Annotated in this window: 22 protein-coding genes; 2 read left to right on the top strand and 20 right to left on the bottom strand. The window is 48.6% G+C overall.

Going from position 1 to position 21,314, the window contains the following annotated elements; translation table 11 throughout:
- Positions 1–48: 48 nt before the first annotated feature.
- Together sucD and sucC are read right to left on the bottom strand one after the other, a co-directional pair.
- Positions 49–987 carry a succinate--CoA ligase subunit alpha gene (gene sucD, locus B9Y93_RS02965; protein WP_085492853.1) on the bottom strand — a complete coding sequence of 313 codons (939 nt, stop codon included), beginning with the start codon at positions 985–987 and terminating at the stop codon, positions 49–51.
- Positions 988–1,014: 27 nt separating this feature from the next.
- The gene (gene sucC, locus B9Y93_RS02960; RefSeq protein ID WP_085492852.1) at positions 1,015–2,175 is read right to left on the bottom strand and encodes an ADP-forming succinate--CoA ligase subunit beta; all 1,161 of its coding nucleotides are present in this window, start codon (positions 2,173–2,175) and stop codon (positions 1,015–1,017) included.
- A 513-nt stretch (positions 2,176–2,688) separates the two neighbouring features.
- Between sucC and B9Y93_RS02955 the strand changes: the two genes are divergently transcribed.
- Complete coding sequence (locus B9Y93_RS02955) at positions 2,689–4,254, top strand: YifB family Mg chelatase-like AAA ATPase (RefSeq protein ID WP_085492851.1); 1,566 nt, start codon at positions 2,689–2,691, stop codon at positions 4,252–4,254.
- A 164-nt stretch (positions 4,255–4,418) separates the two neighbouring features.
- Here the strand turns inward: B9Y93_RS02955 and B9Y93_RS02950 are convergent, their stop codons facing one another.
- The 11 genes from B9Y93_RS02950 to B9Y93_RS02900 all read right to left on the bottom strand — a co-directional run bounded on the left by B9Y93_RS02950 (position 4,419) and on the right by B9Y93_RS02900 (position 14,071).
- On the bottom strand, positions 4,419–4,850 hold the full coding sequence (locus B9Y93_RS02950; RefSeq protein ID WP_085493936.1) for a YraN family protein: 432 nt from the start codon (positions 4,848–4,850) through the stop codon (positions 4,419–4,421).
- 78 nt (positions 4,851–4,928) lie between these two features.
- Complete coding sequence (locus tag B9Y93_RS02945) at positions 4,929–5,252, bottom strand: EscU/YscU/HrcU family type III secretion system export apparatus switch protein (RefSeq protein ID WP_085492850.1); 324 nt, start codon at positions 5,250–5,252, stop codon at positions 4,929–4,931.
- Complete coding sequence (locus tag B9Y93_RS02940; protein WP_085492849.1) at positions 5,249–7,186, bottom strand: hypothetical protein; 1,938 nt, start codon at positions 7,184–7,186, stop codon at positions 5,249–5,251. The genes B9Y93_RS02945 and B9Y93_RS02940 overlap by 4 nt, the downstream gene beginning before the upstream one ends.
- Before the next feature lie 248 nt (positions 7,187–7,434).
- On the bottom strand, positions 7,435–7,827 hold the full coding sequence (locus B9Y93_RS02935) for a hypothetical protein (RefSeq protein WP_085492848.1): 393 nt from the start codon (positions 7,825–7,827) through the stop codon (positions 7,435–7,437).
- A gap of 137 nt (positions 7,828–7,964) precedes the next feature.
- Positions 7,965–9,185, bottom strand: coding sequence for a dicarboxylate/amino acid:cation symporter (locus tag B9Y93_RS02930; RefSeq protein ID WP_085493935.1), 1,221 nt, complete (start codon positions 9,183–9,185; stop codon positions 7,965–7,967).
- A 328-nt stretch (positions 9,186–9,513) separates the two neighbouring features.
- Positions 9,514–10,167, bottom strand: a complete 654-nt coding sequence (locus B9Y93_RS02925; RefSeq protein ID WP_085492847.1) for a ribonuclease HII — start codon at positions 10,165–10,167, stop codon at positions 9,514–9,516.
- Between the two features lie 208 nt (positions 10,168–10,375).
- On the bottom strand, positions 10,376–11,239 hold the full coding sequence (gene ylqF / locus B9Y93_RS02920) for a ribosome biogenesis GTPase YlqF (protein WP_085492846.1): 864 nt from the start codon (positions 11,237–11,239) through the stop codon (positions 10,376–10,378).
- Positions 11,240–11,280: 41 nt separating this feature from the next.
- The gene (lepB, locus tag B9Y93_RS02915) at positions 11,281–11,904 is read right to left on the bottom strand and encodes a signal peptidase I (RefSeq protein WP_085492845.1); all 624 of its coding nucleotides are present in this window, start codon (positions 11,902–11,904) and stop codon (positions 11,281–11,283) included.
- Positions 11,905–12,029: 125 nt separating this feature from the next.
- Positions 12,030–12,371, bottom strand: a complete 342-nt coding sequence (rplS, locus tag B9Y93_RS02910) for a 50S ribosomal protein L19 (protein ID WP_085492844.1) — start codon at positions 12,369–12,371, stop codon at positions 12,030–12,032.
- Between the two features lie 209 nt (positions 12,372–12,580).
- A complete protein-coding gene (locus B9Y93_RS02905) occupies positions 12,581–12,787 on the bottom strand; it encodes a hypothetical protein (RefSeq protein ID WP_085492843.1) in 207 nt (68 codons plus the stop codon).
- A 450-nt stretch (positions 12,788–13,237) separates the two neighbouring features.
- The gene (locus tag B9Y93_RS02900) at positions 13,238–14,071 is read right to left on the bottom strand and encodes an AraC family transcriptional regulator (protein ID WP_085492842.1); all 834 of its coding nucleotides are present in this window, start codon (positions 14,069–14,071) and stop codon (positions 13,238–13,240) included.
- A 120-nt stretch (positions 14,072–14,191) separates the two neighbouring features.
- Here B9Y93_RS02900 and B9Y93_RS02895 point away from each other — a divergent pair, with 120 nt between their 5' ends.
- A complete protein-coding gene (locus B9Y93_RS02895) occupies positions 14,192–15,478 on the top strand; it encodes an alpha-L-fucosidase (RefSeq protein ID WP_085492841.1) in 1,287 nt (428 codons plus the stop codon).
- Between the two features lie 125 nt (positions 15,479–15,603).
- On the opposite strand, the gene trmD is transcribed toward B9Y93_RS02895, so the two are convergent.
- From trmD to B9Y93_RS25015, 7 genes are all read right to left on the bottom strand, one after another.
- Complete coding sequence (trmD, locus tag B9Y93_RS02890) at positions 15,604–16,431, bottom strand: tRNA (guanosine(37)-N1)-methyltransferase TrmD (RefSeq protein WP_085492840.1); 828 nt, start codon at positions 16,429–16,431, stop codon at positions 15,604–15,606.
- Entirely contained in the window at positions 16,428–16,949 is a 522-nt protein-coding gene (gene rimM / locus B9Y93_RS02885) for a ribosome maturation factor RimM (protein ID WP_085492839.1), read from the bottom strand. Before rimM ends, trmD begins: the two co-directional genes overlap by 4 nt.
- Positions 16,950–17,081: 132 nt before the next feature.
- The gene (locus B9Y93_RS02880; protein ID WP_085492838.1) at positions 17,082–17,312 is read right to left on the bottom strand and encodes a KH domain-containing protein; all 231 of its coding nucleotides are present in this window, start codon (positions 17,310–17,312) and stop codon (positions 17,082–17,084) included.
- A gap of 21 nt (positions 17,313–17,333) precedes the next feature.
- Entirely contained in the window at positions 17,334–17,606 is a 273-nt protein-coding gene (gene rpsP / locus B9Y93_RS02875; RefSeq protein WP_085492837.1) for a 30S ribosomal protein S16, read from the bottom strand.
- 36 nt (positions 17,607–17,642) lie between these two features.
- Positions 17,643–19,016 carry a signal recognition particle protein gene (ffh, locus tag B9Y93_RS02870; RefSeq protein ID WP_085492836.1) on the bottom strand — a complete coding sequence of 458 codons (1,374 nt, stop codon included), beginning with the start codon at positions 19,014–19,016 and terminating at the stop codon, positions 17,643–17,645.
- A gap of 19 nt (positions 19,017–19,035) precedes the next feature.
- A complete protein-coding gene (locus B9Y93_RS02865; RefSeq protein ID WP_085492835.1) occupies positions 19,036–19,395 on the bottom strand; it encodes a putative DNA-binding protein in 360 nt (119 codons plus the stop codon).
- Between the two features lie 175 nt (positions 19,396–19,570).
- On the bottom strand, positions 19,571–21,250 hold the full coding sequence (locus B9Y93_RS25015) for a glycoside hydrolase family 19 protein (protein ID WP_085492834.1): 1,680 nt from the start codon (positions 21,248–21,250) through the stop codon (positions 19,571–19,573).
- Positions 21,251–21,314 lie beyond the last annotated feature (64 nt).

Genomic DNA, 21,314 nt, shown 5'->3' with positions numbered 1-21,314 from the left:
GCAACCTCTCAACAGTTGTTGTCGAAAGGTTGCTTACCTCGCAATCATTTATGCATGCTGATGAGTAACACACTTCTCCAGAATCCCTTGCTCTTCCAACACTTTTACAAGTGTAGAACCCATTTCTGAAGGCGTTGGCGCTACTTGCACACCGCATTCCTGCAGCTTCGCAATTTTCTCAGCGGCCGTTCCTTTGCCCCCAGAGATAATCGCTCCTGCATGACCCATGCGCTTTCCTGGAGGCGCAGTCGCACCGCCAATGAAGCCTACCACAGGCTTTGTCATATTCGCTTTGATCCATTCTGCAGCTTCTTCCTCCGCAGTTCCGCCAATCTCACCAATCATAATGACTGCGTAGGTATCCGGATCCTCGTTGAAGCGGCTTAATACATCAATGAATTCCATCCCCTTCACAGGGTCTCCGCCAATACCTACTGCTGTAGATTGGCCAATACCGCGAGTGGAGAGCTGATGAACAGCCTCATAAGTCAATGTTCCGCTTCTCGATACAACCCCAACATGTCCAGGCGTATGAATATAACCCGGCATAATTCCAATCTTGCATTCGCCTGGTGTAATGACACCTGGGCAGTTAGGCCCAACTAGAATTGTACGCTTGCCTTCCATATAACGCTTCACCTTAATCATATCCATAACCGGAATGCCTTCTGTAATACAGATGACAAGATCAAGATCCGCATCAACGGCTTCAATAATCGCATCTGCAGCAAACGGAGGAGCAACATAGATAACGCTTGCTGTTGCACCTGTCACCTGCTTCGCTTCAACTACGGTATTAAAGATAGGCAAGGATACCAGCTTGCCGCTTTCAAGCGTAATGTCAACGGATTGCCCTCCTTTGCCAGGCGTTACGCCGCCGACCATTTGCGTGCCATAGTCCAACGCGCCTTTGGCATGAAACAAACCTGTAGCGCCAGTAATACCTTGTGTAATGACCTTCGTATCTTTATTAATTAAGATGCTCATCGCATATTCATCTCCTCATTCGCCAGATTATTGAACCAATGCGACAATCTTTTGCGCGCCATCCGCCATCGAATCAGCCGATACAATGTTCAGTCCAGATTCGTTTAGAATGCGTTTGCCAATCTCGACGTTTGTTCCTTCGAGACGAACAACAAGGGGACGTTCCAGCCCAACTTCTTTTGCTGCCTCAACAACTCCGTTTGCAATGACATCACAGCGCATAATTCCACCAAAAATATTGACGAAGATGCCTTTTACGTTCTCATCTGACAAGATGATTTTGAATGCTTCTGTTACTTTCTCCGTCGTTGCACCGCCCCCTACATCTAGGAAGTTAGCCGGTTCACCGCCGTAATATTTAATAATGTCCATCGTTGCCATCGCAAGACCCGCTCCATTAACCATACAACCGATGTTGCCATCGAGTGCAATGTAGCTGAGATCATACTTCGACGCCTCGATTTCCTTTTCGTCTTCCTCATCATAATCACGAAGTGCTTGAATATCCTTATGACGGAACAATGCATTGGAATCAAAGTTCAGCTTCGCATCAAGCGCCATCACATCTCCCTCGCCTGTAATGACAAGCGGGTTAATCTCTGCGATAGAGCAATCCTTGTCAACAAATGCTTGGTATAAGGACATCATCAGCTTCGCCGTTTTGTTGACCAACTCGTTTGGAACGTTGATCGCGTATGCCAAGCGACGGGCTTGGAATGTTTGCAGCCCGATTGCAGGATCTACGATTTCCTTAATGATCTTCTCAGGTGTCTTTGCCGCGACCTCTTCGATCTCCGTACCGCCTTCTTCTGAAGCCATCATGACGACACGACCTGTGGCACGGTCAACGACAAGACCTACATAATATTCCTTTTGAATATTGCAGCCCTGTTCGATAAGAAGACGCTTAACTTCCTTGCCTTCTGGGCCCGTTTGATGGGTCACAAGCACCTTGCCGAGAATTTCATCCGCATACGTGCGTACCTCATCAATGCTCTTTGCCACCTTTACTCCGCCTGCTTTACCGCGACCGCCTGCATGGATCTGCGCTTTAACCACTACGACAGAAGAACCAAGCTCTTCGGCTGCAGCCACAGCTTCATCCACCGTGTAAGCCACCTTACCGTTTGGCACGACGACACCGTATTGTCTCAATACTTCCTTACCTTGATATTCATGGATATTCATTGCGCTTCCCCCTATCCGATCGTTAGCCTATTATAGGATAAACTGACGTGATGCTGGACCTGCACAACGCTGTAACTTACAAAATTCGACAAAAGTAACCGCTTCCTAAAACATACGACAAGTATGCCGCCGCTTCCTAAGCACCTACTTCGCCACTGAAGAACAGCCGCCGGCCCAGTAGCCTGCCATTGACAGGCTATGCTTGACAGAGTCTGACGTGTGATGACAGATCGAACGGCGAAACTCGACATCAACTATCATCTTCACGGAAAATAAAACCAATCCGATGTCATTGTACCATGTTTATCGTGAATTGAGTGGCTATCAAATGGAAAATAAGTACATTTGTTTGATATGGATTTCATCTCATATTGAGATCGGTCATTAAACTTGACGTTCCAGCAGGTTCTTCTCTATAATCTACATAACATGAATAGTGAAAGATAAGGAAGCACCTTTCTTCACGGATGATTGCGAGCCATTCGCACTATCGTGAAAGGAGAGGTGTTTTTTATGTATGGGCATGCCTTAAGTGCAAATGTGTATGGCATCGATGGAAAGATCATTCACATTGAGACAGATATCTCCCCCGGACTGCCGCAGGTTCACCTCGTCGGCTTGCCAGACGCCGCTGTCAGAGAATCCGTAGACCGAGTTCGAAGCGCTATCCGCAATTGCGGCTTTGTATTTCCACTTGAACGAGTCACGATTAACCTTGCTCCAGCTGATCTTCGCAAGGAAGGGGCATCATTTGACCTTGCCGTCGCCCTGTGCCTGCTCATGACAAGCGCTCAAGTGAGCTCTCGTCCATTTGAGGAGATGTTGATTGTAGGGGAGCTCGCATTGGACGGTTCTACTCGACCAGTGCCAGGCATTCTCTCTATGGTCGATGAAGCCAAGAAGCAAGGAATCACACATGTGCTGGTCCCAGCTGGCAATGCGGAGGAGGCCTCGCTCATTGAGGGAATCACTGTCTACAGCATTCAAAGCTTAGCTGAACTTAAGCCTTGTGCCACAGAAGAAGCGGCTGCCGCTTTGCTCCCTTCTCTTGTTTACGTTGATGCGATGCGCACATTCGACCACAGCCCTCCATACGCAGATTCCTTCGAAGATTATTCAGATGTGAAAGGTCAGTCCCATGCCAAAAGAGCGATGACCATTGCCGCTGCGGGCATGCACAACATCCTTTTGAGCGGGCCTCCTGGTACAGGGAAAACAATGCTGATTCGGCGTCTTCCGACCATTCTTCCTCCCCTAACCGAGGAAGAAGCGCTGGAGGTATCAAAGATCTACAGCGTGTCTGGAAAATGGGAGCGAAGCAGCAATGGGTTGCTGCGCATCCGTCCGTTCCGCAGCCCACACCACTCGATATCACAGGCAGGATTAATCGGAGGCGGAAGCATTCCTAAGCCAGGCGAGGTAAGCCTCGCTCACCGAGGTGTTCTGTTTCTGGACGAGCTGCCTGAATTCCCAAGGCAAGCGCTGGAACTTCTTCGGCAGCCGCTCGAAGACCGCTATGTCACCATTGGTCGAGCAAAGGCTGTATATCAATTCCCAGCCCACCTGATGCTCGCTGGATCGATGAATCCATGTCCTTGTGGATTTGACGGTTCTTCCCATCAGGTCTGTCGCTGCACACCTGCAAGACTGGCTAGATATCGCTCTCGCCTGTCAGGTCCGCTGCTGGACCGAATCGATCTGCAACTGGAGGTGCCGCGAGCAGCAGTGCAAGAATGGGAGGGCCACACGGTGTCTTCTGCTGACATGCGAAGTGCTGTTCTTCGTGCGCACAGCATACAGTCACAACGATATAAAGCACTGCCTGTACGATTCAATAGTGAGCTGACAGGGGCTTGGCTCCGCCAATTCTGCCCGCTTACCGCAGAAGCGAACAAGCTGCTAAGCAAGGTATATGACCAGTTAGGCTTAAGCTTTCGTGCACATGATCGATTGCTGAAGCTCGCTCGTACCATTGCAGACGTAGAGCAGGAGCAGGTGATCGATATTCCTCATCTTGCCGAAGCCATTCGCTATCGCAGCTTGGACCGAACAATGCATGCAGCCACACCCTTTACATAAGCAGCACTAGCTGTTAAGAGCACTAATAAGCCCATCCCCTTCATTATGAGGAGATGGGCTTTCGTGTTACGATATACTATTGATATGTTGTGAGCATCACTCTTTGCCGTGCTATTCAATGAGGAATGAAGTCAATCATTGTACTTTAGCTGATGATTAATCAGTTAAAACGCTTGTCGGATATGCTCCAAATGATAGCTGTAGTCCACCTTGTTCACCGTGCTCTCCAAAGTAACAACGATGGCATCGCAGCGAATGCGCACTTCTGTTAGACGCTTGCTGTACATATACAGTTCAGCAAGCTTCCTCACCTGATGCTGCTTGCGTGGTGAGATCGCCTCACGTGCTGAGCCGAAGCGGCTGCCAGCTGCCGATCGGCTTCTCACTTCAATAAACACAAGCCATTCGCCATCGCGAGCAACGAGATCAATCTCGCCAGCCTTGCAGCGCCAGTTGCGATCAACAATATCCCAGCCAAGCTCCTTCACAATGTAGCGACTAGCGGCATCCTCCGCGTACTTGCCTTTTGCGATTCTATTAAGTCCCGCTTGAAGCTTATGTTCATTACACGATTCCTTATGGTTGTGAGCCTGCACGAAGCCATCACTCCCTTCAGATATCACTTGCAGCACATCTCTCGCAGCTGATAGTTTCCTATTCTTCGAGTCAAACCACTACTCTTCCTCTATCCATCCTTTGGCTGCACGCTGATCCGAGCGGTAAATAAAAGTCAGCACCTCCGCGACCAGATGATACAGCTCCGCTGGAATCTGCTGATCAATATCCAGCTTGGACAGTACCTCCACGAGCGACGCATCCTCTTGAATCGGCACTCCGCTTTCCTTAGCGCGATCTACGATTTGCTCTGCTACAAGACCTTGACCTTTGGCAACCACTACGGGAGCCAGCTGCTCCCCTGGCTTATAGGTTAAGGCAACAGCTCGGGCTCGCTGGTGCCTTGTCGGTTGCTCCTTTTCTTCACGCTTGCTGCTTGTCATATGCGCACGTCCACTCCTTTGTATGGCGCAGGCGTGTAGTCCTCTAACGTTTGCTTGACGGATGAGGAATGCTCTTCTTCTGAGATCGGAAGGGTCCGGAACGCGGACAGCTGGTAACCGATTCCTTGCAGCGCCGAATCAATTTCTGGACGATAGGGCTCAAGACTCTTGCGAATATCTTCATTGGCATGATGAATGTTCAGCGCCACCATTTTTTCAATAACATTAACGTCCACGACGGTATGTCCCATTGCCTTCAGGTCAAGATCGAACCATAACCGACAGTTGGATGGGTCAAGCTCCCCTTTCTTGCCTTGACGAGCTTGAATATGTACGGCTGCGGTTTCTTCCCCATCTGGCGTAATCAATGGAACAAACAAGCTAATGTGAGCAAATGGCAGGCTCCGATCACTGCTTAACAGCAGCTGCTGCCCCGTTATGCTGGAAACAATCATTTGCGCAGCCTCACGGACGCTAGGTGGCAGCGCATCGCTTTGCAGCAGCTGCATAAGCGCACTCTTAATCGTCTCTGCTCCCGTCTCTTGGACGGCTCCCGGACTCGTCCCCTGTATCGCTTGAGGATTCAGAGGTGTTGGAGCAGAAGCGGCTCCCTTAGCAGCTTGTGGTTCGCTTCCTTGTGCAGAAGCTGCAAGTTCTGCCGTCGCTGATTGAGCTGCTTGCAGTGTCTGTGCTCGCTGAGCGGAGCCGAAAGCGTCGGCTTGACCGCTTGTATGCGGTGCGGCTTGCGGTGTCTCGGCAGGAGCGCTAGTCATCGATTGAATCATCGTCGTGCGCACTTGATATTCATGGTTAACCCCAAGCACTTGCAGCAGCCTGCCCACCCATGACTCGCTTTGCACAGCGCTCGGCACTTGTCCTTGGGCTTGACTCGTGTACGTCGAGGAACTTGCAGGCTCACCTCCTGCTCGGCTCGCTTGCGTAAGCTGGCTCTCTGGCGATTGCACTCTCGTCATTGGTTCACCTGCATGGGCAGTCTGTGAAGCAGGCAGCGAACCTGCCCGTTCATTGACACTCTGCCCGTTCAGACGGGACCCTTCAGCTTGACTTTGAGCTTGTATTTGCGCCGTCGAAGCCGCTGCTCCTTGAGCAGTGGGCTCCGCACGCATCTGTTGATTACCTGCTGCTCCGCTGTTTCCTTGAACGGTCGTATTCTGCCCATTAGGCGCACCTGATTGTCGCAGCACGCCTGACGCACCTTGCTCATCATTGGCTATTGGCATCGCTTGAATGAAGCTTTGCACCAGCGCTTGAGCCTGCTGCATGCGGCCCAGCGTCGACGACGCACCCCCACTGCCTGTCATCTCAGCTCCAGTTGAAGCGTTCATTAGCGGCATTGATGCGCTGAGCGCATCCAAGAAGCGCTGAAGCAGCTGATGCATGGGCTTGCCAAACATAATCTGCTGCAATCCCCTCATCGTCTCTGCGGTGATCGGCAATTGTCGCTTCAAAGCAACAATCGCTGTCTGCATCCATTCCTCCAGCGATTTGCCAGCTGGCAGCAGCGAAGCCGCCTTCGTCAGCTTGGCCATCACCTCAGGCGTCAGCTCTACTCCGCTTCGCTTCAATTCAGCTAACATTGATCTTGCCCATGGCTCATCTGGCAAGCCGGATTGCTTGATTGCATCAGCGATGCTAAGCGAACCTTGCTGAAGCAGTTCTCCTGCTGGCTTCAAGATGATTACGCCGTCTTGCTGGCCTTCGACCCTTAACAAGGTGGATTGCCCGGCTTGAAGCGGGGACTCCAGCATCGCCTTGACAGGCACGCCATTGATCTGAACAACAGCCTGTTGGCTTCCCTCCTCGGTATGAAGCACGACGCCGCGCACGACTTGCCCCTGCTTAAGCTCCAAAGCCCGAACATCTCCAGGCTTCGCCTCTCCAATCATCCCCCGTACCATGCTTGTAATATTCAATCTCTTTTCCTCCGTACCCTTACTATTCTATAAATTGTTTATCGGCTGACAGGATGATAGTTTGAATGGGGCAAGCTCTACTGCATCAATCGAATGACCTATGAATGAATCATAATTGCCGATTCTGCTGATTGTGTTAGATCCAGTTCGAATGCCTAGCAGCCAATGGCTGATCCATCTCTATTATGACGATACCGCATCTGCGATAGAGTGTATCCCTCTAGCTATTCTCACCTGCTATTGCGCGATTAAGGCTGGAATCGACATAGACTGAGCATGAGCGTAAATCCACTAGCCAAGCTGAAAAATATCATATGAAAGGAACTTTGAATAAGCTCATAAAAAAATTTCTCGCCTATCGGCAAGCAATGATATGTGTATGGCAGAATGGATAGCAGCAGGCACGGCAAAAATCCGAGAAAAAACAGAGGTTTATGTATCGGCTTCCTTCTTCTCAAGCCTCCAAGAAGCACAAGATAAGCACCTGACCAAAAGGCAACCAGCCATGTGCCTGCAATTCCATAAATGCTCTCACCCGTCTGCTGGGACAATACCTTGCTATAGCCGAGCACCTGGTTGTTGACCCATATCAGCAGAATTGCTCCGATCAACCAGAGCAGCTTAGACAGTACGTTTGGCATCTTACTCTCTCCTAACCCTGCAATTTCTATCCTTGCTGTCTTACCACTTCTTCATTCGACATGAATATTCCTATATTGACACGAAAAATACACCCTCCTACCCAGTCTTGCTTGCCCAAACAAAAAACACCTCCTTGTTAAAGAGGTGTTTTTGTGGTTTCACTGTTGATCGTTCGTCCTTTGTCCAGCTGCGCACTCTGAAAAGTTCGATGCTTAATCGCATGAACAATCTGCGCTATCGCTCCGTCTCCTGTTACATTTGCAGCTGTGCCAAAGCTGTCCTGAGCGATATATAGGGCAATCGCCAAGCTGATCATCGCCTCGTCGAAGCCAAGCATCGTTTGAAAGAGACCGAGCGCAGCCATAACGCCGCCGCCTGGCACACTAGGCGCTGCGATCATCGTTATGCCGAGCATCAAAATAAATGGAATCATCTGTGCCCAGCTCAAGGGCTGGCCATGCAGCAGCAGAATAATGGAAGCAACGGACGTCAACGTAATGGTTGAGCCTGTAATATGAATCGTAGCACATAATGGAACCGTAAAGTCCGCTATGTCCTCATCGGTGCCAAGCTTCTTCACCTGCTGCAGCGTAATCGGAATTGTGGCGGCAGAAGACTGCGTTCCAAGGGCTGTCATATAAGCTGGAATCATGACTTTCATCATGCGAAGCGGATTCTTCTTATTTAACAGCCCCGCTGTGCTGTATTGCAGAATCAGCATGACCAGATGCATCAGAAGAATAACAGCAAACACCTTAAGAAATACCTGCAAGATCATCGCAACCGCTCCAGCCTGCGTCATGTTCATAAAGATCCCCATAATATGAATTGGCAAGAGTGGAATGATGACTGATGAGATCACCTTCCCAATGATCGCCTTGAATTCTGAGGACGCCTTCATCAGCTGTTCGGCTTGCGTCGCAGCAATGCCAATGCCAAGCAGGAATGCGAGCAGCAAAGCTGTCATTACATTGAAGACAGGGGGCATCTCGATGCTGAAGTAGCTCGGAAGCAGCGCATCACCCGGGTTGCCCACCGCTTGGAGCAGAGTCGGGGGCAGCAGCACTTGAAACCCATTTTTCGCAACAAACAAGGCCAGCATTCCAGCCAGTGCAGTAGATAAATAAACAACAAAGGTCGTTAGACCAAGCAGCTTGCCTGCCCCTCTTCCCAATTCCCCGATTCCAGGAACAATGAAGGCGATAATGATAAGTGGTATGCAGAAAGCCAGAAAATTGCCGAATATTTCGTTAAACGTTGAAAATATGCGAATGATCCACGTCGGTGCAATCCAGCCAATGCCTACCCCAAGCGCAATGGCGATAAGGATTCGCATAAACAAGCCCACTTTTTTCATGATGTCAACAACCCCTTTTCTGTATAGCGGACATTTCATTTATTTTGTCCTCTTACAAAGGACAGTTGTGTATCTTATAAGAACAAAAATTATATTATCATGCCTGTGCCCTACTAACCTACCTGTAAATTCTGACAAGCAGATTTTCAGCCTGTGAAATCAAAATTTGGTGGTCCTTCTCTAGATTTCAAGCAGCTAATATTATTTTTCTCATTTGCATTAAAAAAAGCACCAGGTTTCCCTGGTGCTTAGTAATATAATCCCGCTATAGCCTTGTTACTATAACATGCTGCTAGAATAAAAGAATAAATGATGTCCTCTCCCTCTATTAGAATAGAGTCGGTTCAGGCTCAGACAACAGTTTTGTTAAAAAGGAGCGGCGATGCATCGGCGTAGGGCCATGGGTCACAATGGCTTCACGATGAAGCTTCGTGCCATATCCCTTATGTATGGCAATCCCGTAGTCCGGATACTGCGACTCCCACTCCTGCATACACAACCTGTCTCTTGTCACCTTTGCCAGGATCGAGGCGCAGGCGATAGACTGACTGGTTGCATCTCCTTTAATAATGGCATGCTGTCTCACGGGGAGATCGATCTTTTCCGCATCGACAAATAAGACATCCGGTGCTAGCTGCAGCTGTTCCACCGCTTGCTTCATCGCAAGACGAGTGGCCTGCTTAATATTCAGCTCATCAATAGTCGGTGCATCAATACGTGCGACGCTCCATGCCAGTGCATGTTCAATAATCTCCTCGTACAACTTCTCGCGTTTCTTCTCGGACAACTTTTTCGAGTCATCGACCCCATCTAGAATCAAGCCCTTCGGCATAATTACCGCCGCTGCGACAACATCGCCAAACAAGCAGCCTCTGCCTACTTCATCAATGCCCGCGATTGCATCAAAGCCTTGCTCCCAGTGCTCTCGTTCCCATTGAAGCAGATCAATCGTCTCCTTCGGTGTGCTGCTACCTTTCCCCATCCTACATTCCTCCTAAGCCCATGAGACAACCTTCTCAGAGCCAATCAACTGGGCAGCCTCACCTTAAGGGAGGCTCGCCGCTATCCCGCACAAAAATCAAATCCTGAATCTACCTCGGAAGCAATCGTTCTGGAACGAAAAATAAAACAACCGCTCCCCTCCTATAAGGAAGAAGCGGCTGTGCCCTAGTATACCGTGAAGTAAGCCTTTATGGTGTCTCAAACGTAATTCGGCCGAGCTTGCCGCTTCGAAGCTCTCGAAGAATAATGCCCGATGCCTTCTCAAGGTCCACTCTGCCCCCGCTAACCAGACATCCACGACGCCTTCCGATGTCTTCCATCACGGCGACAACAGCATTTGGATCCTCATCCAGCTGAGGAGGAAGCTCTTCTATTTCAAAGCGCTGCTTGACTTGCTCCTCATAATGCGTCGTCAAATAACGCAGAGCATAAAAGGCAATATCCTCTACATTCAAGATCTGATCCTTGATCGCTCCTGTTGCAGCCAAGCGATACCCGACCATCTGGTCTTCAAATCGCGGCCAAAGGATTCCTGGCGTATCGAGCAATTCCAGCTCAGAGCCAACTCGAATCCACTGCTGACCTTTCGTGACGCCTGGACGATCTCCTGTTGCTGCAACCTGGCGGCCAGCAAGCTTGTTAATCAGTGTCGACTTCCCAACATTCGGGATGCCCACAATCAACGCGCGAACCGCTCGCGGCTTCATGCCTTTGGCAATTTGCTTCGCAAACTTCTCTTCCAACTGCTTTCTTGCTTCAACTGGAATGCTCTGAACATTCGTTCCGCTTGATGCATCGATGGCAATCGCTTTATGCCCTTCCTTAAGGAAGACTTCCTGCCATCTCGCCGTAAGCTCAGGGTCTGCCAAGTCGGACTTGTTTAGTAGAATTAATCGAGGCTTGTTCCCAAGAATCTCATCAATCATTGGATTGCGGCTTGACATTGGCAGCCTCGCATCCAGCAATTCGATGACGACATCGATAAGCTTCAATTTTTCTTGGATCTGTCTTCTTGCTCTGGTCATATGACCAGGGAACCATTGAATCGCCACAGTCATCACCTCCCGTGTGTGTCTTGCTGTTGATTATCCGATCAGTGATGCTTCACGATCTGAATATGTTTAATTGGCCAGAAAATGACATCTGCTCGGCCAATGACATCTTCCAAAGGAATAAACCCTAGCGCTCTGCTGTCCGTACTGTTGTTCCGGTGGTCACCAAGCACAAAGATATGACCTTCAGGCACCTTCGTCTCCGTTAGCATTTCATTTGGATAATCCCGGTCGTTGTACAGCTTGCCCTCAGCATGTGCTTGATCCAGTGCTTCTTTTAGATACGGCTCATCAATCTTCTCGCCATTGACAAAAAGATCGTCGCCTTTGTACTCAACGGTATCTCCCGCTACACCAATGACACGCTTAATGAGATCGCGGTTCTCCTGTGGAACATGGAACACGACGACTTCTCCTCGCTCTGGTTCGCGGAAATTATAGAGCACCTTGTTCACAATCAAGCGCTCGCCCGTCCAGAAGTTAGGTTCCATAGATGGACCATCAACGATAAACGGGGCAAACAATAGCCATCGAACGACAACGACGAGTACAACCGCAACGGCGATGGCTTTTACCCATTCTAGCAGCTCATTCTTATTGCTTCTCGTCTGTTGCTCAGAAGATCCTGCACTGCCTGAATTGTTCACTTGGCTTTCATTGTCCATAAGCCTGCCTCGCCCTCTTCCTAGGATGTGTATTTATCGAGATCTATACTCATGCTAATAGACTATACGATTTTGTGGAATATAGCAAAAGGGGCTTGCGTAATCTGCAAGCCCCCGGTGTTTCATTAACGGATTTCTTTGATTCTCGCTGCTTTACCGCGAAGTTTACGAAGATAATAAAGCTTCGCACGACGCACTTTACCACGGCGAGCCACTTCGATTTTATCGATTTTTGGCGAGTGAATCGGGAATGTACGCTCAACACCTACACCGTAGGAAATTTTACGAACAGTAAACGTTTCACTGATGCCGCCACCACGACGCTTAATTACAACACCTTCGAAAAGCTGGATACGCTCACGAGTTCCCTCGATAACTTTTACATGAACTTTCAAAGTATCACCAGGACGGAAACTTGGTACATCTTTACGAAGTTGTTCTTGCGTAATCGCTTGTACGATATTCATCTAGGACTCCCTCCTTCCACACAGGTGTTCTTACATCTCAGAGCACGACCTATTACGCACCCGTCATTGTATGTAGAGGACCACCGTATTCCACACAACGAAAGTTATTGTATCATAACCATAGCAGAAACACAAGATCATTTTCACCAACTAGAAAGCATGCCATCCCCTATGTACAACATGAAACGATCCGTATCGAACCATTTTTCTTATTCGTACAAAGCTTCCTTCAGCTTGGTTGACATCTTCGACTTCTGTCTCGCTTGTACTAATGACTTCCGAAGCTGCGCATTCTGCTCATGCAATAGCTTAAGCTCGTTCAACATCTCATCCATAAGTACGACACTCTCATCTGATGCCTGGACGCGCGCTGCATCGACACGAGCCTGCCAAGATTCCAATTTCACATTTTCCATGGCTTCCTACCTCAACATCCTATCCTATTACATGTTATACTTCGCTACTATTTATTCTTCATTATAGCGCAGCTCTACTTAAAGATAAACGCATTTGGAGCACAGTCAGTCAAGGTGAAATGAAATTAAGGTAGCATTTTATTTGCGAGTATGCTATAATATTAATTGTTGCGAATCACCCTCAAGATTTGTTCCTCAAGAAAGAATAAGATTTCTCCTCATATTCATTCGTCTAATTCCCTTATTTAATTAGAAGCTTGACTATTGGTAACACTTATTCACACTGGCGCGGTCAAGGAGCCGCAAGGACGAAAGAGAGGTAGGGCTTTTGTCGTTTTAGTAAAACCAAATATGATCACCGCATTATTCTTAAGCAGGAACACACGCGGTCGATGTTCGAATCAAACGTTATCTTCTCGTTCACTATTCGTATCGACCGCTTTTTTATGCTCATTTTCCCTCTGCTCGATGTGATGCCCTATAACCGCTTGGACTAAATCCTGTGAACTCCTTGAATTGGCGAGAAAAATAATAAGCATCCATCCCTACTCGTTCAGCCACTTCATGAATGTGCAGCTCTCCAGTAAGCAGAAGCTGCTTGGCATGCTCAAGCTTCATCTTATTCATATACTGAATTGGTGATTCTCCCATATGCTCGCGAAAATAGGTAATAAAATAATTAGGATGCAGGTGAAGCTGGCGGGCAAGCTCTTGCACCGTTATGCGCTGATCAATATGCTCTGCCATGTAGGCTATAATGACATTAAGCTTATCAGCATCCTTCGATCGCAGCTGAATTTGCTGCAATCCTATGCAGGAAAAATACAGCTCCAGAAGCTGCAGCATAGCTGCTCGCTTGCGAAGCGGGCTCGTCCATGCGCGTTCCATATGAATCTTTCTTAGTTCCTGCATCTTATGCTGTGCATGTATAAACGCATCTGCCGTCAAATGCAGCACAACCGGAGTGTCCAGCAGTTGAAATAACGACCGCTCCCCCACGACAGCCGTAAAATGAACCCAATACTTGAGATAAGTGGCATCACTGATCGTCGTGTAGGACTGCTTCACCTGTGCCGGCATAATGACAAGATCATGAGCCGACGGACAGTAGCGTTGTCCCCCTACTTGAATTTCTCCTTCGCCTTGTTCGATAAGATACAGTCGGTTAAAGGATGGAACAAAATTAATCTCGCGCCATGTCTTCGGACACTTCGTATAGTTGGCCTCCTGCACATCCAAGTTCAGATGAGAGAAGTAATGCTGAAGCAGTTCTTCCTTGCCCATATCAGTACCCATCCTATCTTAATATTGTACAAAAATGGATTAGTTCTCCCTATCTTCATTATAGCTTCTTCCGACTACAATAAGAATGAGTTTCGAGTCTACATAGGAGGGATAAGCATCATGCAGCAAATCGAAAAAGAAAATCGATTGGATTGGTTTATGCAAGACCGCTTTGGCATGTTCATTCACTGGGGATTGTATGCTGTACCTGCCCGCGGGGAGTGGGTTCGCAACCAGGAGAAGATGTCTATTGAAGCGTATCAGCCGTATTTTGAAGACTTTGATCCTGATCTCTACGATCCAAGGCAGTGGGCAAAGCTCGCAAAAGAAGCAGGTATGAAGTACGCGGTCATGACCGCCAAGCATCATGATGGATTCTGCTTGTTTGACAGCAAGCTGACGGAATACAAAGCCACCAACACGAAAGCACAGCGTGATCTAGTGAAGGAATACGTGGATGCTTTTCGCGCAGAAGGGCTGAAGGTAGGCCTATACTACTCGCTGATCGATTGGCATCACCCGGATTACCCAGCTTATCACGATCGCATCCATCCTATGCGCGGCAGCGATGCCTTCAAAGCTGCTCAACATCAATTCGATCGATACGTAAGCTATATGCACGGTCAAGTAAAAGAACTGCTGACGAACTATGGCACAATCGATGTGCTGTGGTTTGATTTCTCTTATGATGAAATGAAGGGCGAGACATGGAAGGCAAGCGAACTTGTGGCGATGATTCGTGAGCTGCAGCCAAATGTACTGATCGACAATCGTTTAGGAGGCAACCTATTGGCGGCTGAGCCAGAAAGCTACGCTGGGGATTTTGCCTCTCCAGAGCAAATTCTGCCTCCAAAAGGCATCGTGAATGAGCTTGGGAATGCTGTTCCTTGGGAAGCATGCATTACGCTTAATCAGCACTGGGGATATCATGCCTATGATGAGGATTATAAAACGGCAAAAACCGTTATACGCGGTCTTGTGGAATGTGTGAGCAAGAATGGCAATCTGCTGTTGAACGTAGGGCCTGATGCGCGAGGCGCAATCCCTGAGAAGTCTCAAGAGGTGCTGCGCGAGGTAGGCGCATGGATGAAGCGCAATGGCAGCAGCATATACGGATGTGCAGCGGCAAGCTTCGACAAGCCTGAATGGGGACGCTATACGCAGGCTGGCAACACGCTGTATGCGCATATCCTAGAGCGCGGAATCGGCCCTATTGCATTCGAAGACCTTCAGGGACGCGTCAAGCAGGCGAGACGGCTGGCGGATGGCGCAGAGGTGAATATCTCCACTCCGTGGAATGGAGAAGCCTTTAAAGGCTATCTGTTCGCCAATTTCCCGCAAGCATCGCTGCCATGCGACATTGACACGGTCATTGCCTTTGAACTCAACGAGGACAAGACCACATAGAACGTAACAAGCGATTAACGAGGGCAGAATCTTTAAGCTTCTGCCCTTGCCTTTGCGCCTATAACCTCAGAGGAGTTGCTGCGCACTTGAAAGCGAACATCCTTCAAGTGTACGTTCAAAGCCGCTTAATCCAGCTTGCTCAGCTTATCTTCGCCGTTCGCGCTCTGTTCTTTCAATCGTCTTAAGATCGCCTGATCCTGCTTCGACAGCTCCATTCCGAGGAGCAAGTCTGGCCTGCGCATGAACGTTCGCTTCAAAGATTGTTCTCTTCTCCAAGCTTCAATATTGGCATGATGACCTGACATCAGCACATCGGGAACGCTCCAGCCTCTGAAGTCGACTGGCCGTGTGTAATGAGGATACTCAAGCAGGCCTGTGCTGAAGGAATCTGTAACCGCAGAAGTTTCATTGCCGAGCACACCGGGAAGCAGACGTACAACCGCATCTGCAATCGTCATTGCAGGCAGCTCTCCACCTGTCAGCACATAATCCCCTATCGACAGCTCATCGGTCACAAGATGCTCTCGAATCCGTTCATCATAACCTTCATAATGTCCGCAAATAAAGATTAGATGCTCTTCCTTCGCCAGTTCCTCTGCTTTCTTCTGCGTAAAAGTTTCGCCCTGAGGACACATCAGAATGACTCTCGGCTTGCTCCTTGAGCTTACAGTGCTCCCTTCTGATTCTCCTTCAGTCCCCTTGCTTGCCGCATGGCAATCAGCCTCTGCCATCACATGCTCAACTGCAGCAAAGATCGGTTCTGGCTTCAGGACCATCCCGCCGCCTCCGCCATATGGATAGTCATCCACTGTAGAATGCTTATTGGTCGAGAACGGACGAAAATTGAGCGCATTTAATTCTACAATCCCTTTGTCTCTAGCCCGTCCCATGATGCTTGAAGAGAACACCCCTTCACACATCTCAGGAAACAGGGTCAAAACGTCGATTCTCATTCCATTAGTCCCTCCATAAGATGAACCGTGACTCTCTTCTCCTTCACATTCACATCCAGAATGACAGGATCAATAACAGGCAGCAGCAAATCCTTGCCTTTTGGCATTTTAACAACCCAGACATGATTGGCGCCAGGTGCAAGAATCTCCTTAATCGGACCAAGCTCCTCGCCGTCTTCTGTTACAACCATGCAGCCAATAATGTCGCTATAGTAATATTCGCCTTCTTCAAGCGGCTCACGTTCTTCTACAGATACTTTAATCAGCCATGTTTTGAAGGCTTCCACTTCATTAATATTATTGAACTCCTTAAACTTCACAACATACATATTTTTATGTAAACGTGAATGTTCCACGGTAACCGGCACCATCCGGTTGGAGGATTCTTGCACCAATACAAGCTTGCTCTTTGGCGCAAAGCGCTCCTCAGCAAAATCTGTATGGGGAACGATTTTCACTTCTCCTCGAATGCCCTGCGTATTGACAACAACTCCAACCGTAAATAAGGATTTATCCATTGTGACCCTTAACGCTCCCTCCTGCACCTATCAAACATAGTCATCATCATGTGCCCTTAAGGCTAGTGTAGCTTGAAACAATCTGATTATACGAAAAAGGGTTAGGATATGATCCTAACCCCATTCGACTTATTAAGAAATAATGTCCACAGCAACACGTTTAGGAACCTTCACGGCTGCCGATGTGACAACCGTCCGCAGCGCCTTAGCGATGCGTCCCTGCTTGCCGATGACTTTACCGACATCATCAGGATGAACATGCAGTTCGTAAACGACCACATGTTCCTTCTCAACAGTAGTCACACGGACCTCATCCGGATGATCGACCAAAGCCTGTGCAATGACTGACACTAACTTTTCCATCTTTCACCCTCCGATGATTCATTATTTCTGGAATTTGGATTCATGGAACTTCTTCATAACACCAGCTTGGCTAAGCAAGTTACGAACAGTGTCAGAAGCTTGAGCTCCTGTTTGCAGCCATTTCAACGCTTTTTCTTCGTCGATGTTGACTACTGCAGGTTGAGCTACTGGGTTATAATAACCGATTTCCTCGATAAAACGACCGTCACGCGGGGAACGGGAATCCGAAACAACCACACGATAGAATGGAGCTTTATGAGCACCCATACGTTTCAAACGAATACGTACTGCCACGACTTTCACCTCCTTAAGAAAATTCTATATGAAGCATTAGCGGAATGGGTATCTATTCCCCTTACCAGCTCTGCTCTTCAGCGATTTCATCATCTTCGGCCCTTTAGGACCCATCATATCCGAGAACTGCTTCATCACTCTTCTCATCTCATCGAACTGCTTGATGAGTCGATTGACATCAGCCAACTGCGTGCCGCTGCCTGCTGCAATCCGCTTTCTACGGCTATGATTGATAAGATCAGGATCTTTACGCTCTTCATTCGTCATCGAGCGCACAATAGCCTCGATTCGGCCCATCTGGCGCTCATCTACTTTAAGATTCTGCGTCTGCTTGACCTTGTTCATGCCTGGGATCATGTCAAGGATCTGATCAATTGGTCCAAGCTTCTTCACCTGCTGCATCTGCTCAAGGAAATCATCGAAGGTAAAGGATGCATTGCGCATCTTCATCTCCATTTCCTTCGCCTTATCAGCATCGATGCCCGCCTGCGCCTTCTCAATCAAGGACAGCATGTCACCCATGCCTAGAATTCGCGATGCCATGCGTTCTGGATGGAACGGCTCAAGTGCATCGACCTTCTCGCCTGTAGCAGCAAACTTGATCGGACAGCCCGTCACGGCCTTAACGGAGAGCGCAGCACCACCGCGTGTATCTCCATCGAGCTTCGTGAGGACAACCCCGGTCAGCGCAAGCTGCTGATTGAAGCTGTCTGCGACGTTGACCGCATCTTGACCTGTCATGGCATCAACAACAAGCAGCACCTCAGTTGGATTGACAGCTGCATGAACCTGCTTCAGCTCATCCATCAGCGCCTCATCGATGTGCAGTCGGCCTGCAGTATCAATAATGACATAATCCAGATGGTTCTCGCGTGCATGCTCAAGCGCCTGCTTCGCAATCTCCACCGGACTTACTTGATCGCCTAATGCAAATACAGGAACATTAATCTGACTTCCGAGCACTTCGAGCTGCTTGATCGCCGCTGGGCGATAAATGTCTGCAGCAACCAAAAGCGGCTTGTGATTCTGCTTCTGAAGAAGCTTAGCCAGCTTGCCGGAGGTCGTTGTCTTACCTGCACCTTGAAGACCCGCCATCATGATTACGGTTGGCGGCTTGTTTGCTTTCTCAAGCTTCGCCGTCTCTCCGCCCATCAACTCGGTTAATTCCTTGTTGACGATATCAATAATGGCCATTCCTGGCGTGAAGCTCTTCATCACTTCAATGCCAACGGCCTTTTCTTTCACCTTATTGATGAAATCCTTCACGACCTTGAAGTTAACATCTGCCTCAAGAAGGGCAAGTCGAACTTCTCGCATCGCTTCATTGACGTCATCTTCACTTACCTTACCTTTGCCGCGCAATTTGCCAAATACGTTTTGCAGTCGGCTTGTCAGTCCTTCAAATGCCATATGGATTCACCCCGTTCCCTTATTCCAACGCCTGCAGTTCACGGATAACCTCCTGCAGTTCCGCGCGCTGCGGGTCGGGTATGTTAAGCGTATGTGTTAATCGATGCTCAAGCTCTCCCATCAGCTTCGTGCGAGCCTCGAACTTCTGAAGAAGCGCTAGCTTGCTCTCATACGACTCTAGCGTCTGCTCCGCCCGCTTAATATGCTCGTACACCGCTTGACGGCTAATGCCAAATTCCTGAGCGATCTCACCCAATGTGAAATCATCTTGAAAGTAGCACTTCAAAAACGTCTGCTGCTTCTCTGTAAGAAGCGGTTCATAGAAATCAAACAGCATATTGATGCGGTTCGTCTTCTCTAGCAGTTGTTCATCATTCATAACGGGCCACTCCTTTCGTCAAGGAAAAACACTTTACAGCCCATCAACCTCAATTATCATATCTGATTCAATCTACAATGTCAAGCACTTTACCTTAACATTGTCGTCAGCAGCAAAATATCCTAATAAAAAAGATTCCCAGGGCTAAAATCCCCCTGGGAACCTTGAGTTTTAATTAAAAGGGCTGCATACCCAGCGTATTTACCTTCTCCCCTGTCACATCAACACCAGCGCGGCTTGTAATGTCAAGGTAATGGCCAACACGCCGGCCAACACGAATATCGCTTTCGTCCTTGTTGCCTTCAAAGGAACCGTTAATCACCATGATGGTTGCTCCAAACCCCGGTACAAGTCCTTTTGCTAGCTGCGCAGACGTTGGCACATAGTTGCCTACCATAATATCGTGGCAGGATGGTTTTGGATCCTGTGGAGTCATCCAGAACAGTATGGCTGTCATAAAGCCAAGCTTGCCATCTTGTGTAATTTTCTCTGGATTCTGCAGCAATACGTGCTTATCGCCGAAAATAATAGAACCGATTAGTCCATAATTGTAGTTCCAGCTTAACTGGATAGGGCCACGGCCATGATACGATTTGCCCGCTACAGCAGGGTAATCACTGTTGGCTTGCACATAACCGATGTTGGAGTTGTTAATATAAGATACTTCTTCATTAAAGAACAAAGCCCAGCGAAGCTCCCCACCAGGAGCCGTCGACCATCCGCCGCCTGTTTCGTGGGCGATATTAGCTAAGAATGCAGCTAGTTCGCGCTTCTTGTTCGTCTCGCTTCCTTCTTTAAGGAAGGTACCAAAGTCCACAATGCGTGAAGTTGTTGGCTTGTTCAGATTCCACTCCGCGTTAAACTCCGGCTCTTCATACAATAACGTTTCGGTCTTTGTCGTTTTGTCGAGTCGCCAGATCTGCTTCGTCCAGGTGCTTCCTCCACGGTATACCTCTTTATATTTGATATTTGCAGTATCTCGAACAGCCGCGATCAGATTTTCATACGAGTAATAATCCTCTTGATTCGGCTTGTAATAAGGCTTGCCCGCTGCTGCAGTATGCCATTCACTTGATCCTATGCGAAGTGGGAACAATGCTTCATAGTCTGCTTTTGAAAGCGCTGCTGTAACAGCGGCTTCTGCCTGAGAAGGGAGGAAGTTAGGATCAATCCCACCCCAAGTGGCCTGAACCTGAGCGTCAGTAATAACTCGGCTCTGTCCTACTTCAAGGAAAGGACCTCCGCTTCCATTGTCTACTGCTGTTTTGACTGAAAGAGGTGTGCTCGCAGTGGAAGCGTTGCCAGCAGCATCTACAGCAATAATCGTGTAGCTGTATGCGGTATCAGCCTGCAGACCATTGTCCGTGTAAGAAGTCGTAGCCGAAAAGCCTACTTTGATATTGTTGCGGTAAATATCGTATTGAGTCACGCCTACGTTGTCCGTTGATGCGTTCCAAGTCAAAGTGATGGATGACGAAGTCTGAGCTGTTGAGGCAAGTCCTGGAGGTGTGCTTGGCGGTGTCGTGTCCGTTCCTCCGCCTGTATCTGAACCGATATGCTGCCAAGGCGAGTCCGTGCTGCTTAGGGCTCCGTTAGGATTGTCTCCTTGGGTCCACCATTTGGCCTTAAACAGCTTGCCTTCATAGGATACAATATCTCCGCCAACGTAGACTTTGGAGGCTTCCCATGCAGGGGCAGTAGACTGGGACTGCGCTGCAGCACTTTGCACGCTAGAATCAGGCTCGCCTGCAGCCATTGCTGCCGGACTGCTGGAAAGCAGCAATGTCACACCAAGCACAGCGCTTAAACTGCGAAGAATAAAAGATCGCGAAAAAGGAAATTTTGAGTACATCATATATACCTCCTATAATGGCTATACTAGTAGTAGTAAACCCAGCATGAAAACAAGCATCTCTGTG

Source organism: Paenibacillus aquistagni (assembly GCF_900177815.1).
GTDB classification, from domain to species: Bacteria; Bacillota; Bacilli; order Paenibacillales; family Paenibacillaceae; genus Paenibacillus_B; species Paenibacillus_B aquistagni.
Note: the sequence above shows the minus strand (reverse complement) of the source record. Positions and strands in the feature narration are given on the sequence as shown.

What these genes read in the sequence shown, in the direction of transcription:
- trmD (WP_085492840.1), bottom strand. Translation starts at nt 16,431, where the DNA reads ATGAGAATCGACGTTTTGACCCTGTTTCCTGAGATGTGTGAAGGGGTG.
- B9Y93_RS02905 (WP_085492843.1), bottom strand. Translation starts at nt 12,787, where the DNA reads ATGGAAAATGTGAAATTGGAATCTTGGCAGGCTCGTGTCGATGCAGCG.
- sucC (WP_085492852.1), bottom strand. Translation starts at nt 2,175, where the DNA reads ATGAATATCCATGAATATCAAGGTAAGGAAGTATTGAGACAATACGGT.
- B9Y93_RS02900 (WP_085492842.1), bottom strand. Translation starts at nt 14,071, where the DNA reads ATGGGCAAGGAAGAACTGCTTCAGCATTACTTCTCTCATCTGAACTTG.
- rimM (WP_085492839.1), bottom strand. Translation starts at nt 16,949, where the DNA reads ATGGATAAATCCTTATTTACGGTTGGAGTTGTTGTCAATACGCAGGGC.
- B9Y93_RS25015 (WP_085492834.1), bottom strand. Translation starts at nt 21,250, where the DNA reads ATGATGTACTCAAAATTTCCTTTTTCGCGATCTTTTATTCTTCGCAGT.
- rplS (WP_085492844.1), bottom strand. Translation starts at nt 12,371, where the DNA reads ATGAATATCGTACAAGCGATTACGCAAGAACAACTTCGTAAAGATGTA.
- B9Y93_RS02895 (WP_085492841.1), top strand. Translation starts at nt 14,192, where the DNA reads ATGCAGCAAATCGAAAAAGAAAATCGATTGGATTGGTTTATGCAAGAC.
- B9Y93_RS02945 (WP_085492850.1), bottom strand. Translation starts at nt 5,252, where the DNA reads ATGACAAGCAGCAAGCGTGAAGAAAAGGAGCAACCGACAAGGCACCAG.
- B9Y93_RS02865 (WP_085492835.1), bottom strand. Translation starts at nt 19,395, where the DNA reads ATGAATGATGAACAACTGCTAGAGAAGACGAACCGCATCAATATGCTG.
- ffh (WP_085492836.1), bottom strand. Translation starts at nt 19,016, where the DNA reads ATGGCATTTGAAGGACTGACAAGCCGACTGCAAAACGTATTTGGCAAA.
- B9Y93_RS02955 (WP_085492851.1), top strand. Translation starts at nt 2,689, where the DNA reads ATGTATGGGCATGCCTTAAGTGCAAATGTGTATGGCATCGATGGAAAG.
- B9Y93_RS02925 (WP_085492847.1), bottom strand. Translation starts at nt 10,167, where the DNA reads ATGGGGAAAGGTAGCAGCACACCGAAGGAGACGATTGATCTGCTTCAA.
- B9Y93_RS02935 (WP_085492848.1), bottom strand. Translation starts at nt 7,827, where the DNA reads ATGCCAAACGTACTGTCTAAGCTGCTCTGGTTGATCGGAGCAATTCTG.
- B9Y93_RS02880 (WP_085492838.1), bottom strand. Translation starts at nt 17,312, where the DNA reads ATGGAAAAGTTAGTGTCAGTCATTGCACAGGCTTTGGTCGATCATCCG.
- lepB (WP_085492845.1), bottom strand. Translation starts at nt 11,904, where the DNA reads ATGGACAATGAAAGCCAAGTGAACAATTCAGGCAGTGCAGGATCTTCT.
- sucD (WP_085492853.1), bottom strand. Translation starts at nt 987, where the DNA reads ATGAGCATCTTAATTAATAAAGATACGAAGGTCATTACACAAGGTATT.
- B9Y93_RS02930 (WP_085493935.1), bottom strand. Translation starts at nt 9,185, where the DNA reads ATGAAAAAAGTGGGCTTGTTTATGCGAATCCTTATCGCCATTGCGCTT.